Genomic DNA, 15,009 nt, shown 5'->3' with positions numbered 1-15,009 from the left:
CGCCTCTTTGTCAATAATACGTTCTGGCGGTGCCCGACAGTTTCGTCTCAGAACGTGGGTTTTCCGGCAAATTTCGCGAATCTGCGCCGACAAGGGTTGCCGAGACGATAGAAATTGTCGATAAAAGCCACCGTGAGCCCGTCGACCATGGAGTGCTTTGCGGACCTTCAGGCGAGGTGCGGGAAGCAGGCGCGGACTCTCAAGTCTTTCATCGATCCGACGAAAAACGGGGTTCGCATGCGAGCCGGGAGGAGCAGCAAGATGAGGTTTCTGAAGACAGTCGCAGTGGCGGCGGTGGCGACACTATTGGCGCTACCGGCGATCGCGCAGGATTTTATCGCCGGCATTCCGCGTAACGAGGCGCTGATCATTCAGGGGCCGACAGCGCAGAACGCCGACTGGTTCAACATCTGGGCGCCCGGTGGCGGTGCCACCACGAACGGTGCGCAGCAGCTGTCGGCCGACACGTTCTGGTTCATCAACCCGGAGGGTGGCGCCAACCCGTGGCAGAACGCGCTCGCGACCGAGCCGCCGATCTACAACGCCGACTTCACCGAGATGACGGTGAAGCTGCGACAGGGCGTCTACTGGAGCGACGGCGTGGAGTTCACTGCGGACGACGTGGTCTACACCGTCCAGACGCTGATCGATCACCCCGGCATGAACTGGGCCGCGGCATTCGGCGTCAACGTTGAGTCGGTGGAAGCGCCGGATCGCGATACCGTAGTGTTCAAGCTCAAGGCGCCGAACTCGCGTTTCCATGCCTTGTTCACCGTGCGCTGGAACGCTGCCTGGATCATGCCCAAGCATATCTTCGAGAAAGTCGAAGATCCGCTGGCCTACAACTTCAACCCGCCGGTATCGCTGAGTGCTTACGTGCTGCACAGCTACGACAAGGCGGGCAACTGGACGATCTGGAAGCTGCGCGACGACTGGCAGCGCACCACGATCGGCATGGATTGGGGCCAGCCGCAGGTGAAGTATGTGGTGTACCGCGCCGCCGGCAACCCGGAAGCCCGCGTCATCGAGCAGCGAAACCACAACCTCGACGTGATCAACGACATCACGCCCGAGGGCATGTTCTCGATCATGAAGGACAATCCGAGCGCCGCCGCCTGGCTTAGCGGGTTCCCTTTCGCCCATCCTGACCCGACGCTGCCCTCGGTGCTGTTCAACACCAAAAAGGCGCCGTTCGATAACAAGGACGTCCGCTGGGCCCTGGCGCTGCTGATCGATATCCGGGCCGTGGCGCTCGGCTCCTATCGCGGCGCCGCCAACCTTTCGGCTCTGGCGACGCCGCCGACCGGCTCGGCCCCCGACGATTATTTCGTGCCGATGCAGGATTGGCTCACCAATTTCGAGCTCGATACCGGAACCCGCAAGATCAAGCCTTATAACCCCAACATCGCCGAAGAACTGGCCAAGATGGTCCGCCCGCAATGGGGCGACCAGATCCCGACCGATCCGGAGCGGCTGAAGCGCACCTTCGGCTTCGGCTGGTGGAAGCAGGATGTGCAGGCGGCGACCGAGCTGCTGCAGAAGGCCGGCTTCACCAAGCAGGGCAACCGCTGGATGAAGCCCGACGGCACGCCCTTCACCATCCGGGTACAGGTGGAAGGCGATGCGATCCCGACGTTGGCCCGCGCCGGCACCGCCATCGCCCAGCAATGGAGCCAGGCCGGCATCGACGCCAAGGTCGACGTGGCCGGTCCGACCAATGGCCAGCGGCTGGGCACCGGTGACTTCGAGACGGCGATCTTCTGGACCATCGAGACCTGGGGCGGCCATCCCGACCTCAGCTTCTTCCTCGATAGTTACCACTCGGAGTTCATCAAGCCGGTGGGTGAGATCCAGCCGCCGCGCAACCTGCAGCGCTGGGAGGACCCGCGCCTCGACGAAATCATCGAACGCAACCGCACGGTCGCTTTCGATGCGCCCGAGGTGAAGCAGCTGGGCCAGGATTTCCTCAAGCTCGCCGTCGAGGAAATGCCGATGATCCCGCTGATGGCCTACAACAAGTTCGCGCCGTTCGACACGACATACTGGACCAACTACCCGAGCATCGACAACCCGTACTCGGCTTCGGGTCCCTTCTGGTCGAACATTCGCTACATGGTGGTGAGCCTGAAGGCAGCCACCCCGTAACCCTCAACCCAGGGCCAGCCGGTTCGCCGGCTGGTCCGCTCCGATCCAACCGATCCGAGAGGCGGGATGCACGGTTTTCTCATCTATCTCACGAAGCGAGTGGGCCAGTTCCTGTTCGTAGTATTCACCGGCGTGACGCTGGCCTTTCTGATCGCGCATTTCTCGCCGGTCGATCCGATCGAGCAGACGGTGGCGCTGCTCACCAACTTCGGCAGCACCGATCCGCGCTCGGTCGAGCTGCTGCGGCAATCGCTGCGCGAGCTCTATGGCACCGACGGCTCGCTGCTCGAGCAATATTTCACCTTCTGGAGCCGGGTGCTGACCGGCGATTTCGGCCCCTCGCTTTCAGCCTTTCCGACCCCGGTGAGTACGGTGATCGGCCGCGCCCTGCCGTGGACGGTGGGGCTCCTGACGCTTGCGACGCTCATTGCCTGGACGCTGGGGAACCTGCTCGGCGCGCTTGCCGGCTACTTCCGCAACAACCGGGCGCTGAAGGCGGTCGGCGTGTTCGTCATGTCGATGCAGCCGATCCCCACCTATATCGTCGGGCTGACCCTGATCATCGTCTTCGGCTACCTCTGGCCGGTGCTGCCGATCAGCGGCGGCGCGCAGCTCAATCTCGAGCCGGGCTTTACCTGGGAGTATGTCTCCTCGGTGCTGGTGCACGGCACGCTCCCGGCGCTGACGCTGGTCTGCGTCGGGCTGGGCGGCTGGTTCATCTCGATGCGCTCGCTGGTCTCCAACATCGTCACCGAGGACCATGTGGTCTATGCCGAGCTCGCCGGGGTGCCCGGTCGCAAGGTGTTCTCGCAATATGTGGCCCGCAACGCCATGCTGCCGCAGGTCACTGGCCTGGCGCTGACGCTGGGGCACGTGTTTGGCGGCGCTGTCATCGTCGAGTTCGTCTTCAACTATCCCGGTGTCGGCAAGCTCCTGATCGCGGGCATTTATGCCGGCGATTACAGCCTGGTGCTCGGGGTCACCACCATCGCCATCATCGCCGTGGCGGCCGCCATGCTGGTGATCGATGTTCTCTATCCGCTCATCGATCCGCGCGTGAAACTGGGGTAGCGCCATGAAGATTCTCATCGACCTGCTGCGCTACAATCGAGAGTTCCTGCTGGGCTCGATCTGCATCGCCATCATCCTGGCGCTGGTCGTCGCATCGTTCTTTGCGCCCTATGACGAGATGATGACCTATGTCGTCATCCCCGACATGCCGCCATCGGCCGAGTACTGGCTGGGCACCAATTCGCGCGGGCAGGATCTGTTCTGGCAGCTGGCGGCCTCGATGCGGAACACGCTGATGTTCGGTGTCGTCGTGGCGCTGGTCAGCCGGGTGATCGCCATCGCCGTCGGGCTCGTCTCGGGGTATCTGGGCGGCCGGGTCGACCAGGTGATCATGGCGATCAACGACACGCTGAACGCGCTGCCCAACATCCCGATCCTGTTGCTCCTGGTGTTCGTACTGCGCGACCAGATGAGCTGGCCGATCCTCGCGGTCACCGCCGCGCTGCTCGGCTGGCAGCATGACAGCCGGCTTATCCGCTCGGTGGCGCTGTCGCTGCGCAACCGCGAGTTCACCCGCCACGCGGTGTTCTCGGGCATGCGGACCGGCAAGATCCTCTGGCGCGAGCATCTGCCCTATGTGATGCCGATCGTCTTCTACACCACGATGAACAACCTGATCTGGGCCATCGGGCTCGAGGTGACGCTGTCGATCCTGGGGTTTTCCGACATCAACCGGCCGACCATCGGCGGGATGATCTACTGGGCCAATGCCCATTCGGCGATGGTTGCCGGCATCTGGTGGTGGATCGCGGTGCCGATGGTGTTCGTCGTCATCCTGTTCCTCGGCCTGTTCATGCTGGCCATGTCGGTGAACGAATATATCGATCCGCGCAGCCGGCTCGCCCGGATGGGAGCCTGACATGCACGACGTCCTGAATGCGAAGGCCAAAGCGTCTGCCGTGGCGCCCAAGAACGTCCTGACGGTCGAGGGGCTCAAGGCCTACTACATCAACGAGCACTTTGGAGTGCGCCGCGAGGTGCGGGCGGTCGACGACATCAGCCTTACCGTCAACCGCAACGAGGTCTATGGCATTGCCGGCGAATCCTCGAGCGGCAAGAGCTCGCTGATCAAGACGCTGGCCGGGGCCATCCGCCCGCCGATGCGGGTGGTCGATGGCTCGGTGAAGTTCGATTTCGGCGGCCGGGAGATCGATGTCTACGCCGAGCCCGAACAGCTGAAGCCGGCGCGCTGGCGGCATTTGAGCTACATCATGCAGGGCTCGATGAACGTGCTCAACCCGGTGCGCCGGGTGAAGCACTCGTTCCACGATTTCGCCTATCGCCACATGGGGCTCGGCGGCGCAGCGTTCTGGAGCAAGGTGCGCCAGCACCTCGAGCGACTGGGGCTCGATCCGGATGTGCTGGAAGCCTTTCCGCACCAGCTTTCGGGCGGCATGCGGCAGCGCATCACCATTGCGCTCGCCACAGTGTGCGAGCCTGAGTTCATTATCGCGGACGAACCCACCACGGCGCTCGACGTCCTGGTGCAGCAGGATGTGCTGGGGCTGATCAAGGATGTGCAGGCCCGCATGCAGGCCTCGATCATCTTCGTCACCCACGACATGAGCGTCCATGCCGCAATCAGCGACCGGCTGGCCATCATGTATGCCGGGCGGCTGGCAGAGGAGGGGGCCACCCAGGCGCTGTTCGACAACCCGCAGCACCCATACACCGCCCACCTGATCGGCAGCCTGCCGCGCATCGGCGATGTCCGGATCAGGAAGAGCCTCCCCGGCAAGCCGCCGGCGCTTTCCGATCCGCCGAGCGGCTGTCGCTTCCATCCGCGCTGCCCGCTCGCCATCGAGCGCTGTTCGAAGGAAGTGCCGCAGATGCTGCCCAGCGCCACCGGCGGCCGCGTTGCCTGTTTTCGCGCCGGAGAGGCGGTGGCCTCATGACCGACCTGCTCAAACTCGATCACGTCACCAAGCGCTTTCCGGTCGGCGGGCTGTTTTCGCGCCGCACCATGAAGGCGGTGGACGACGTCAACTTCACGCTCAGCGCCGAAAAACCTGAGATCTTCGCCATTGTCGGGGAATCCGGCTCCGGCAAATCCACCCTCGCCAAGATGATGCTGGGCAATGAGCTGCCGAGCGAGGGGCGGCTGAGCTTTGATGGCACCGATGTCACCACGATCCGTGGCCGCGCGGCGCGCGAGGCCTTCATGGCCAAGGTGCAGCCGGTGTTCCAGAACCCGTTCGAGGCGTTCAACCCGCTGACCAAGCTCGACGAATATCTGTTCGCCACCGCCCATCGCTTCCTCGCCGCCAACAACCGCGACGCCCGCGAAGCTGCGGCGGATGCGGCGCTGCAGCGGGTCGGGCTGTCGCTGGCGGAAGTGCGTGGCCGCTACTCGCACGAGCTGTCGGGCGGGCAGCTGCAGCGCATTGCCGTGGCCCGGGCGTTGATCCCCAACCCCAAGCTGATCGTCGCGGACGAACCGGTTTCGATGGTCGATGCGTCGCTGCGCATGTCGATCGTCAACCTGTTCCGCGAGCTGCGCGACGAGCTCAAGGTCTCGATCATCTACATCACCCACGATCTCGCGACGGCCTATTACATCTCCGACCGTGTCATCATCATGCAGAAGGGCAGGGTGATCGAAAGCGGTGACGCACGGACGGTGCTCGAGCACCCGACCCAACCCTATTCGATCGCGCTGAAGGGCGCGGTGCTGCCGCCCGACCCGGCCGAGGCGTCGGCGATTATTCGGGGGCGGCAGGTGGTGGAGGCTTAAGCGCCTGGCCCGCCGCTGCATTGGCTGGCCGCGGCAGTGACAGCCCGCCTTTCCAGATCGTCGCCGACCGGTGCTACAGGCGTAGGCCGTTGGCGTCGAAGGCCAGGGCGGCGCCGGGCTCGATGTCGACGCTGATCGGCGCGCCGGTGGCAAGCCGGGCGTGGCCCTTCTGCTGGATGGTCACCTTGGTCTCGCCGTCCTTGCCGACCGCATAGACATAGGAGACCCCGCCGAGCTGCTCCACGACCTGCGCCTTGGCCGTCAGCGCGCCGCCCTCGGCGCCGGCTGCGCTGAAGTGCTCGGGCCGGATGCCGACGTTGATCTTCTGGCCGACGCTTGCCGTTTTGCCGCGGCAGCCGACCTTGAGGTCGGGCGCATCGAAGGCGGTAAGCGAAGCGGTGACGCCGCCGTCAGTGGTGCCGGTCACCGTGCCCTCGAGAAAGTTCATGCGCGGCGAGCCGATGAAGCCGGCGACGAACACGTTATCCGGATCGTCGTAGAGTTCGATCGGCGTGCCCTGTTGCTCGATCTTGCCGGCGCGCAGCACCACGATGCGGTCGGCCAGCGTCATGGCCTCGACCTGGTCGTGCGTCACGTAGACCATGGTGGCGCCGAGCTGCTGGTGGAGCTTGGCGATTTCGATGCGCATCTGCACCCGCAGCTCGGCATCGAGATTGGAGAGCGGCTCGTCGAACAGGAAGGCCTTGGGCTGGCGGACGATGGCGCGGCCGATGGCGACGCGCTGGCGCTGGCCGCCCGAAAGCTGGCGCGGTTTGCGGGCCAGGAGCTCGGTCAGCTCCAGCGTGCCGGCTGCATTGGCGACGCGCTGGGCGACCTGGTCGGCGGGCATGCCGCCCATCCGGAGGCCGAAGCCGAGGTTCTGTTCCACCGTCATGTGCGGATAGAGCGCATAGCTCTGGAACACCATGGCGACGCCACGCTCGGACGGGTCGTAATCGGTGACGTCCTCGCCGCCGATCAGCACCTGGCCCGAGCTCGGTTCTTCGAGGCCGGAAATGGTGCGCAGCAGGGTGGATTTGCCGCAACCCGAGGGGCCGACGAACACCACGAACTCGCCATCGCCGATATCGAGATCGACATCGTGGATGACCTTGATGGCGCCGAAGCTCTTGTTGATGCCGCGTAGCTGCAGTTCGGCCATCTGATCCCCCTACTGCCGTGCCGCCCAGAGCGCGCCGCGCTCGAACATGGTCGCCATCTGAGGCACCGCGAACTCATCGGCCACGTGCCCCAGCGACGAATAGAACACCCGGCCCTTGCCGAAGCGCCGCTTCCAGGCGACCGGCATCACCACGCCTTCGAGTTCATCGAACAGATCGCCCTTGAAGGTGGTGGTCGCCAGCACTTCGTTGGAGGGGTCGACATGCATGTAGTACTGCTCGGAGCGGTAGGGGAAATCGGTGATTCCCTGCATGATCGGATCGTCGGGCCGGCTCACCTCTACCGTGTAGTCGATGATGTTTCCGGGATGGGCGACCCATTGGCCGCCAGTCATGAACTGGTAGTCCGGCTCGTTGCGGAAGCTGTCGCACATCAGCCCGTGGAACCCCGCGAGCCCGGTGCCGGCCCGCACGCTGGCGATGAGGTTGGTGAGCTCCTCCTTCTCGATCCGCGACATGGTGATGACGGGGACGATCAGGTCGTTTTCACCCAGCCGCTCGTCGGCAAACGCCTCGGTGGTGGAATCGATCGTCACGTCGAAATCATGCCGCCCGAGCAGGTCCGCGACGATGCCGGCAGATCGCTCCGGGGTGTGCCCGTCCCATCCGCCCCAAACGATCAAGGCCTTCTTGCCCATCAGAACTCTCCCTTATGCGGCCGTCCAAGGCGCGCTGTAGATGTCGCGCAGCATGAGGGCGGCCGCACCGCGGGCCCACATCTGGTCGTCGAGCGTGTGAAAGATCAACTTGGTCGCCGCCCAATGGGCGGGAAAGCTGTTGGCGGCGAGGCTGTCGCGCAGCGCCGGCTCGAGCAATTGCCCGTAGCGCGGCATATCCACGGCGACGATGATCTTCTGAGGGTTGATGAGGTTGACCACATGGCTCAAGCCGAGGCCGAGTTTTTCGGCGTGCAAGGCGAGGATCCGCGCGGCTGCCGCGTCGCCGGCATCCACCTCTTCGGCGAGGCTCGCAAGCATCGCGGCGCCATTGCGCGCCGGTTCGACCCGAAGCCCGCCAACCGTCTCCAGCTCGGGTATGGTCAGGTAGGTATTCAGGCAGTCGGTCTGCCCGCAACTGCACGGGCGCCCCTCGTTGCCGACCTTGGTATGGCCGAAGGCCGGCCCGAGGCCGCTGGCGCCGCGGTGGATTTCGTCCTCGATCCAGAGCCCGAGGCCCGCCGTTCGGTCGAGCGTGACCACGGCGAAGCTGTGGTCTTTCTGGGCGTAGCCGAACCAGCTCTCGGCCAGCGCCACCAGATGCGCCGATTTGTCGATCTTGACCGGCATCCCCATGCGGGCTTCGAGCATCTGGGCCAGCGGCACTTCGCGTTCGCCGAACACCGGACTGGCGTGGCTGCGGCCGGAGCGCGGGTCGACGATGCCATGCACGCCGATACCGACACCCTTGATGCGGGCGACGTCGACGCCGCTGCGGGCGATGCAGTCGCGCAGCGCATCTTCGATCAGGTCGGCGATCACCTCCGGCGCCTGGCGGGCGAGGCGGATCGGCAGTTGCAGCGCGGCAACCGTCTCGCCGCGAAAATCGGCGATGGCGGCAGTCATCTGGGTTTCGGAGATCTTGACCCCCGCGACATAGGCGGCGTCGGCAACGAGGCCGAGCAGCACCCGGGGGCGACCGCGCTGGCTGTCATTGGTGGGGGCGGTGTGGATGGCCTCGATCAGGCCTTCCTCGATCAGCGCCGCGGTGATGGCCGATACCGTGGTGCCGCTGAGCAGGGTGCGTTCGGAGATCTCGACCCGCGAAATCTGGCCATGGCACCGGATCGTCTCCAGCACATGGTACTTATTGATTTCCCGCATCAGCAGCGGATCTGCGATCTTTACGGTCACGAACTCGCCCCGGGCGTCTGGTCAGTCAATTGCTTTGTAACCCGTACAAAAGGCGCGAACGGCACGATCGTCGAATAGCCGATACTCAGCGGCAGAGTATCGAAAAACAGGTCGCCCTCAAGCGTCTATCCGCAGACCGAGCTGTTTATGCGGTGCTGAGGTACGTGCCTCTTGCTTCCTTTAATAAGGGATGCTTAGAAAGTAGCAAGTGGTGATTGCGGTAGGGACCGCGTCTGCCGCTGCGGCCGACTGCGCCAGAGCGCCCGGCTGCCCAGAGGAGGAGGAAACCCATGAAGCGAATTGCGCTTGCCGCAATGCTCGGCCTGATGGCGCTCGCGCCGGTGCAGGCCCAAACAGTGGTGAAGTACCTGAACATCGCGTCCATCCCGGACGAGGTGAAACTGATGACCGAGGCGGTGGCCGAGTACGAGGCTGCCAATCCGGGCGTGAAGATCGAGCTGCCGTTCCTCGAGAACGAGGCATTCAAGGCCAAGCTGACGACGCTGCTGCAATCTGCCGATGCGCCCGATGTGTTCCACTCATGGGGCGGTGGGGTGTTCTACGAGCAGGCCAAGGCCGGCGTGCTGCGGCCGATCGAGGGCGTCCTGTCGCAGGAAGCCAAGGATGCCCAGGGTACGGCGGGCGTGGCAGCCTTCACTGCGCCTGACGGCCATATCTACGGTATCGCCCGCGACGTGGCCGAAGTGGTGCTGTGGTACAACAAGGCATTGTTCACCCAGGCCGGCGTCGACCCCGAGAGCCTCAAGACCTGGGACGGGTTCCTCGCTGCCGTGCAGAAGTTCAAGGATGCCGGCATCACCCCGCTGGCGATGGGTGGCAAGGACAAGTGGCCGGCGCACTTCTGGTGGAGCAAGCTGGTGGTGCGTCTGGCCGGGCAGGACGGCTTCAACGCCGCGGCGCGCGGCGAGGGCGACGGCTTTGCCGGCGAAGATTTCGTCAAGGCCGGTCAGCTCTTCCTGCAGCTTGCTCAGCTCGAGCCGTGGCAGGAGGGCTTCCAGGCCGCGACCTATGGCGATGCCTCGGGCTATTTCGGCGACGGCAAGGCCGCGATGCACCTGATGGGCGACTGGGACTACGGCGCCATGAAGGACAACTCGGCGACCAAGCAGGGTATCCCTGATGACCAGCTCGGTATCCTGCCGTTCCCGACCATCGACGGGGGCAAGGGCGACCCGACCGACACGCTGGGCGGCCTGTCGGGCTACCTGTTCTCCAAGAACGCCTCCGACGACGCGGTCAAGTTCATCGAGTGGTACAACGCCAAGCCGGTGCAGTCCCGCTTCGCCAATGCCGGCTACTACATCCCGATCGTCAACGGGGCGGCCGACGGCATGACCAACCCGTTCAAGGTGATGGTGGCGCAGGATATCAACAAGGCCCACTGGCATGCCTTGTTCTTCGACCAGGCGCTCGGGCCGGCCGTCGGTGGTGTGGTGAACGATGTGTCGGCGGATCTCGCCGCCAACGCGATCAGCGCCGAAGACGCCGCCCAGCAGGTCAAGGAAGCCGTGGACGACGCGGCCAACTAAGGCGTTGGCCTTGAGGCCGGCGGGGCAACGATTGCCCCGCCGACCGCATCTGCCTCGAAGGGAAGCGAGTATGGCAAGCATCACGACCGGAGTTGCCGCGGGCACAGGTGTCGCCGTCCGCCGGCGCCGCTACATGGATCGAAAGAGCCTGGTCCCGCTGCTGATCTTCCTGCCACCCTCGCTGATCCTGTTCACCGTGTTCGTCGTCCTGCCGATGGTCGATGCCGGTACTTTCTCGTTCTTTCAGTGGAACGGTTACGGGCCGATCACCGATTTCGTCGGCTTCGAAAACTACGCCGACGTGATCAACCATCGCAATTTCGGCACCGCGGTGCGCAACAGCCTGATCGTGGTGGCCGTCTCGCTGCTGATCCAGTTGCCGCTCGCCATGTGGTGCGCCATCGCCCTGTCGGAGCGCTCGGTCAGCATCAACATTCTGCGGACGATCTTCTTTTTGCCCTTCATGCTGGCCGAGGTGGCGGCGGGGCTGATCTGGAAGTTCGTCTACGACGGCAATTACGGGCTCCTGCCGATCATCGGCGACACGCTCGGCACCAAGATGCCGTTCGTCCTGGCCGACAAGTTCTGGGTCATTCCGGCGATCATGCTGGTCATCACCTGGAAGTATTTCGGCTTTCACATGATGATCTTCATTGCCGGCCTGCAGTCGATCCCCAACGAGGTGGTCGAGGCGGCGCGGCTCGATGGCGTCAAGAAGTGGCAGATCGTGCGCCACATCAAAATCCCGATGATCCGCTCGGCCATCGTGGTCTCGGTGTTCTTCGCCATCACCGGTGCGCTGCAGCTGTTCGACATCATCATCCCGCTCACCAATGGCGGCCCCTCGCATTCGAGCCACACCATCGTGACCTTCCTCTACCAGTTCGGCATCCTGCGCATGAAACTGGGTTTTGGTGGTGCGGTGAGCGTGCTGCTGTTCATCGCCTGCGTGATCGTGGCGCTCGCCTATCGGCGCATTCTCTTCAGGGTGGAGCAGAACTGATGGCCACGGCATCGAGGAAACGTCGCCCGGCCATCTCTGTCGTGCAATGGATCACGCTATTGGTGGTCGCCGCCTTCGTGATCGTGCCGTTCTACACCACGGCGCTGGGCGGCTTCAAAGAGATCGGCGAATTGCGCGTCAATCCGTTCGGGCTGCCGCAGAGTTGGGACCCGGTGCGCTTCGCCGAGATCATCGGCGGGCCGCGCTATGTGTCCTCGCTGCTCAACTCGCTGCTCGTGGCGCTGGGCTCGGTGGTGCTGTCGACGCTGCTCGCCTCGATGACGGCTTTCGCCTTCGCCCACATCAAGTTCTTCGGCAGCCGGTTCCTGATGAGCTACCTGATGCTGGGGCTGCTGTTTCCATCGGCCACCGCGATCCTGCCGCTGTTCATCAAGATGCGCGACCTGGGGCTGCTCGACAGCCACCTGGGTATCATCATCGCGCAGGTGGCGTTCTCCATCTCGTTCTCGGTGCTGCTGTTCTACAACTTCTTCAAGGAGTTGCCCAAGGAACTGATCGATGCGGCGCGCATGGACAATTGCGGCTATATCCGCATCTACTGGTACGTCACGCTGCCGCTCTGCCTGCCGATCATCGCCACGGTCGGGGTGTTCAATTTCGTCGGCAGCTGGAACAGCTTCCTGTTGCCGCTTATCGTGCTCAACTCCGATGCCAAATACACCTGGCCGCTGGGGATCATGCAGTTCCAGGGCCAGTACGGTTCGGACTGGCCGCGCATCCTGGCGTTCCTCACCCTCTCGATCCTGCCGGCCATCGCGTTCTTCCTCCTCGCCCAGCGCTACGTGATCTCCGGGCTGACCGGTGGCGCGGTGAAGGGCTGACGCGGCCGAACGCCGACTTCGCGATCTCCAAGCCGACTGCTCGTCTCGATGGGCTGCTCTTCCGGTGCGGTCCTCAACTCACCGCAACGTGGCATGCGTAGTTCGAGAAATCGGGCCGTCATGCTCGTCCGACAATGGCATTGGCGGTTGCCTTGGGGACGACGGCGCCATCCGGGCGGCGCGGGACGGCGGCTTCGACCTCTGCCCTGAGTATGGCCATCAGCGCCTCGGGGACACGCTGCAGGGCGGCGGCGATACGGGGGGACGTGACGGCGGTGCGCCAGTAGTCGTCGAAGTCGACGAACTGCCGGGTCACCGTCAGTGCGCGTTGTCGGATGTCGGCCAATCCGGCAAGCTCCCATGTCTGTCTGAGTTCCCTGGGATCGGCGGCCGCGGGGCTGGGTGGAGCGGGCGGTGGGTAGCCGGACGATGCCATGCGCGAATACAGATCGTCGTATGGGAAGCCGCCACCGAGCAGGTCCCACGAATAGGCGGCGACCAGCCCGCCCGGCTTTGTCGCGCGCGCCATCTCCCGGACACCGGCGGCAGGATCGGGCATGAAGTGCACCACCAGAGCCGCAACCGCGATATCGAACGTGCGGTCAGCCACCGGCAGCGAGGTGGCATCGCCGGGCTCGAACCGCGCCAGCGGCGGAAGGCCACGCCCGCGGGCGAAGTCGAGCTGGGCATGCGAGGGATCGACCCCCAGCACCGAGGCCGGGGCGCAGGTTTCAACGACGAGGCTGGTGAACGCGCCGCTGCCGCAACCGACATCGATCCAATCGAGGTCGGCCGCAGGGTCAAGCCAGTCCAGGAACAGTTCGCCGACGCTGCGGCTCCATGGCCCCATCATCAGGTCATAGCTGGCCCCGTCGCTGAACCTTACCTCTGCCACAACTATGCCCCGACGCTATCTCGCGAGAAGCAGCGTCGGCCTCGTGGCGGGCGAGGTCAAGCCGTCGCTGGCCTCTGGCCCCAGAGCGTGACGAAAATTGCCCCGATCGCAATCGTGGTCGCGACAAGGAAGGTCGCCCTCATGCCAGCCTCTGCGCCGCCCGGCAACTGTGACGCGCCAGCAAAGACTGCGCCCATCACCGATGCGCCGGTGATCAATCCGAGGTTCCGCGCCAGGCCAAGCAGGCCCGAAATGGCGCCTCGCCTTCCACCTGCCGCGCTGGTCATGACCGAGGTATTGTTCGCCGACTGGAACAACGCGTAGCCGGCGGTGATCGCCGACAGGCTGGCGAGGTAGCCGGGGATGCCGGCGCCGGACGGCAGGAGGGCCATCAGCATGGCGCCGATTGCCACACTGGCCAGGCCGATGAGGGCAACCCGCCGGGCGCCGATGCGATCGACAAGCCGCCCGGCCGGTACGCCGGCCATGGCGGCAACGGCCGGTCCCACCGACATGATCAGGCCAGTCGCCAGGGGATCCAGCGCGAGGCTGTGCGATAGGTAGAAGGGACCGACCACCAGCGTCGACATCATGATGACCGAGACCAATCCGATGGAGACGAGGCCGGCAGCGAGTTCGCCATTGCGAAGTTCTCCGAACTGGACGAGCGGTGCGGCCGCAGCCCGCTCGATCAAGACGAATGCGGCGAAGGCGGCGAGCGAGACGGCGGCGAGGAGGGCGCTGGTCTGGAGATCGGTTTTGACCGTGGTCGCCAGGGCGTAGGCCCCCAGGGCGATGGCCAGCGTGCCGATGCCCGGAATATCCAGTCCGATGCGCGGGCCCGCGGTTTCCCCATCGCGGGGCAGCACCAGCAGCCCGAGACCGAGCGTGACGGCGCCGAGGGTCGCAAGGAACGCGAAGACCGCCTGCCAACCCCAGACAGCGATGAGGGCACCGCCAAGCGATGGGCCCAAGGCCGTGCCGATCGCCGAGACACTGCCGAGCATTCCCATTGCGGCGCCGGCCCGCTCTCGAGGCATCAAATCGCCTATGGCGGCGACGGCCAGCGCCATCATGGCGGAGGCGCCGAGCCCCTGGACCGCGCGGGCGAGGACCAGCAGCCAGAGGGAGGGCGCCAGCATGGCTGCGACAGATGCAGATGTGAAGACGGCGACGCCCAGCAGCAGGACGCGACGGCGGCCGAGCATATCGCCGAGGCGGCCCGCAGCGACGATCAGCGTGGTGGTGGCGAGCAGGTAGGCGATCACCACCCACTGCACGTCCTGGCTGCCCGCGCCGAAGGCGGTCGCCAATGTCGGCAGGGCGACATTGGCGATGCTTGTTCCTGCCGAGGGCAGCAGCATGGCGAAGCCGAGAGCTGCCAGCCGCCAGCTTTGGCCGGTGGTGGAGAGTGTTGTCATTCTCGATCAGTTCGCGCGGGCAGCCGGCGCCTTGACAAGGAGGCCGACGAGGCGCCGGGCGATAGGCGCGACGACGAGGACCACCGGGAAGGCGATCAGCCAGGACGGCAGCCAGGCGCCGACCCAGATGCTGAGGAAATCGTCGACGAAGCCGGCATTGCGCAAGGTCGCGATGCCCGAAACCAGCAAGGACATCAGTGCGGAAAGGATGAAGCCGAAGAGGACGGGGGCGAAACGGGCAGGCATTGGAAACTCCTGTTGTTTGGAGCCTCTCACCTATGGGCTTGCCGACTATTGCGGAACGCGCACCGTTCGCA

General features: G+C 64.8%; 14 protein-coding genes. 8 read left to right on the top strand and 6 right to left on the bottom strand.

Annotation, left to right across the window (positions count from 1 at the left end; genetic code table 11):
- Nucleotides 1–261 precede the first annotated feature (261 nt).
- The 5 genes from VGV07_RS10725 to VGV07_RS10705 all read left to right on the top strand — a co-directional run bounded on the left by VGV07_RS10725 (nt 262) and on the right by VGV07_RS10705 (nt 5,950).
- The gene (locus tag VGV07_RS10725) at nt 262–2,145 is read left to right on the top strand and encodes an ABC transporter substrate-binding protein (protein WP_326868678.1); all 1,884 of its coding nucleotides are present in this window, start codon (nt 262–264) and stop codon (nt 2,143–2,145) included.
- Between the two features lie 66 nt (nt 2,146–2,211).
- Nucleotides 2,212–3,216 carry an ABC transporter permease gene (locus VGV07_RS10720; RefSeq protein WP_326868677.1) on the top strand — a complete coding sequence of 335 codons (1,005 nt, stop codon included), beginning with the start codon at nt 2,212–2,214 and terminating at the stop codon, nt 3,214–3,216.
- Between the two features lie 4 nt (nt 3,217–3,220).
- Complete coding sequence (locus VGV07_RS10715; RefSeq protein ID WP_326868676.1) at nt 3,221–4,075, top strand: ABC transporter permease; 855 nt, start codon at nt 3,221–3,223, stop codon at nt 4,073–4,075.
- A gap of 1 nt (nt 4,076) precedes the next feature.
- Nucleotides 4,077–5,111 carry an ABC transporter ATP-binding protein gene (locus VGV07_RS10710; protein ID WP_326868675.1) on the top strand — a complete coding sequence of 345 codons (1,035 nt, stop codon included), beginning with the start codon at nt 4,077–4,079 and terminating at the stop codon, nt 5,109–5,111.
- Nucleotides 5,108–5,950, top strand: a complete 843-nt coding sequence (locus tag VGV07_RS10705) for an ABC transporter ATP-binding protein (RefSeq protein WP_326868674.1) — start codon at nt 5,108–5,110, stop codon at nt 5,948–5,950. Before VGV07_RS10710 ends, VGV07_RS10705 begins: the two co-directional genes overlap by 4 nt.
- Nucleotides 5,951–6,023: 73 nt before the next feature.
- Here VGV07_RS10705 and VGV07_RS10700 read toward each other — a convergent pair whose 3' ends face one another.
- The 3 genes from VGV07_RS10700 to VGV07_RS10690 are packed head-to-tail and all read right to left on the bottom strand — an operon-like array spanning nt 6,024 to nt 8,981.
- Nucleotides 6,024–7,112, bottom strand: a complete 1,089-nt coding sequence (locus tag VGV07_RS10700) for a sn-glycerol-3-phosphate ABC transporter ATP-binding protein UgpC (RefSeq protein ID WP_326868673.1) — start codon at nt 7,110–7,112, stop codon at nt 6,024–6,026.
- A gap of 9 nt (nt 7,113–7,121) precedes the next feature.
- On the bottom strand, nt 7,122–7,769 hold the full coding sequence (locus tag VGV07_RS10695; protein WP_326868672.1) for a ThuA domain-containing protein: 648 nt from the start codon (nt 7,767–7,769) through the stop codon (nt 7,122–7,124).
- Between the two features lie 12 nt (nt 7,770–7,781).
- Nucleotides 7,782–8,981 (bottom strand): ROK family transcriptional regulator, encoded by a 1,200-nt coding sequence (locus tag VGV07_RS10690; protein WP_326868671.1) that lies wholly within the window; start codon nt 8,979–8,981, stop codon nt 7,782–7,784.
- Nucleotides 8,982–9,271: 290 nt separating this feature from the next.
- Here VGV07_RS10690 and VGV07_RS10685 point away from each other — a divergent pair, with 290 nt between their 5' ends.
- The 3 genes from VGV07_RS10685 to VGV07_RS10675 all read left to right on the top strand — a co-directional run bounded on the left by VGV07_RS10685 (nt 9,272) and on the right by VGV07_RS10675 (nt 12,376).
- Complete coding sequence (locus tag VGV07_RS10685; RefSeq protein ID WP_326868670.1) at nt 9,272–10,531, top strand: extracellular solute-binding protein; 1,260 nt, start codon at nt 9,272–9,274, stop codon at nt 10,529–10,531.
- A 70-nt stretch (nt 10,532–10,601) separates the two neighbouring features.
- Entirely contained in the window at nt 10,602–11,534 is a 933-nt protein-coding gene (locus VGV07_RS10680) for a sugar ABC transporter permease (protein ID WP_326868669.1), read from the top strand.
- Nucleotides 11,534–12,376: a carbohydrate ABC transporter permease gene (locus VGV07_RS10675; RefSeq protein ID WP_326868668.1), complete on the top strand. Its 843-nt coding sequence runs from the start codon at nt 11,534–11,536 to the stop codon at nt 12,374–12,376. The genes VGV07_RS10680 and VGV07_RS10675 overlap by 1 nt, the downstream gene beginning before the upstream one ends.
- 118 nt (nt 12,377–12,494) lie before the next feature.
- Here the strand turns inward: VGV07_RS10675 and VGV07_RS10670 are convergent, their stop codons facing one another.
- From VGV07_RS10670 to VGV07_RS10660, 3 genes are read right to left on the bottom strand one after another with little or no spacing between them, the layout of a single operon-like run.
- Nucleotides 12,495–13,271, bottom strand: coding sequence for a class I SAM-dependent methyltransferase (locus VGV07_RS10670; protein ID WP_326868667.1), 777 nt, complete (start codon nt 13,269–13,271; stop codon nt 12,495–12,497).
- Between the two features lie 56 nt (nt 13,272–13,327).
- A complete protein-coding gene (locus tag VGV07_RS10665; protein ID WP_326868666.1) occupies nt 13,328–14,692 on the bottom strand; it encodes an MFS transporter in 1,365 nt (454 codons plus the stop codon).
- A 6-nt stretch (nt 14,693–14,698) separates the two neighbouring features.
- Nucleotides 14,699–14,938 carry a DUF2798 domain-containing protein gene (locus VGV07_RS10660; protein ID WP_326868665.1) on the bottom strand — a complete coding sequence of 80 codons (240 nt, stop codon included), beginning with the start codon at nt 14,936–14,938 and terminating at the stop codon, nt 14,699–14,701.
- Nucleotides 14,939–15,009: the final 71 nt, after the last annotated feature.

The organism is Devosia sp., assembly GCF_035944845.1.
In the GTDB taxonomy this organism is placed as follows: domain Bacteria; phylum Pseudomonadota; class Alphaproteobacteria; order Rhizobiales; family Devosiaceae; genus Devosia_A.
This window is presented reverse-complemented; position numbering and strand designations above follow the sequence as displayed.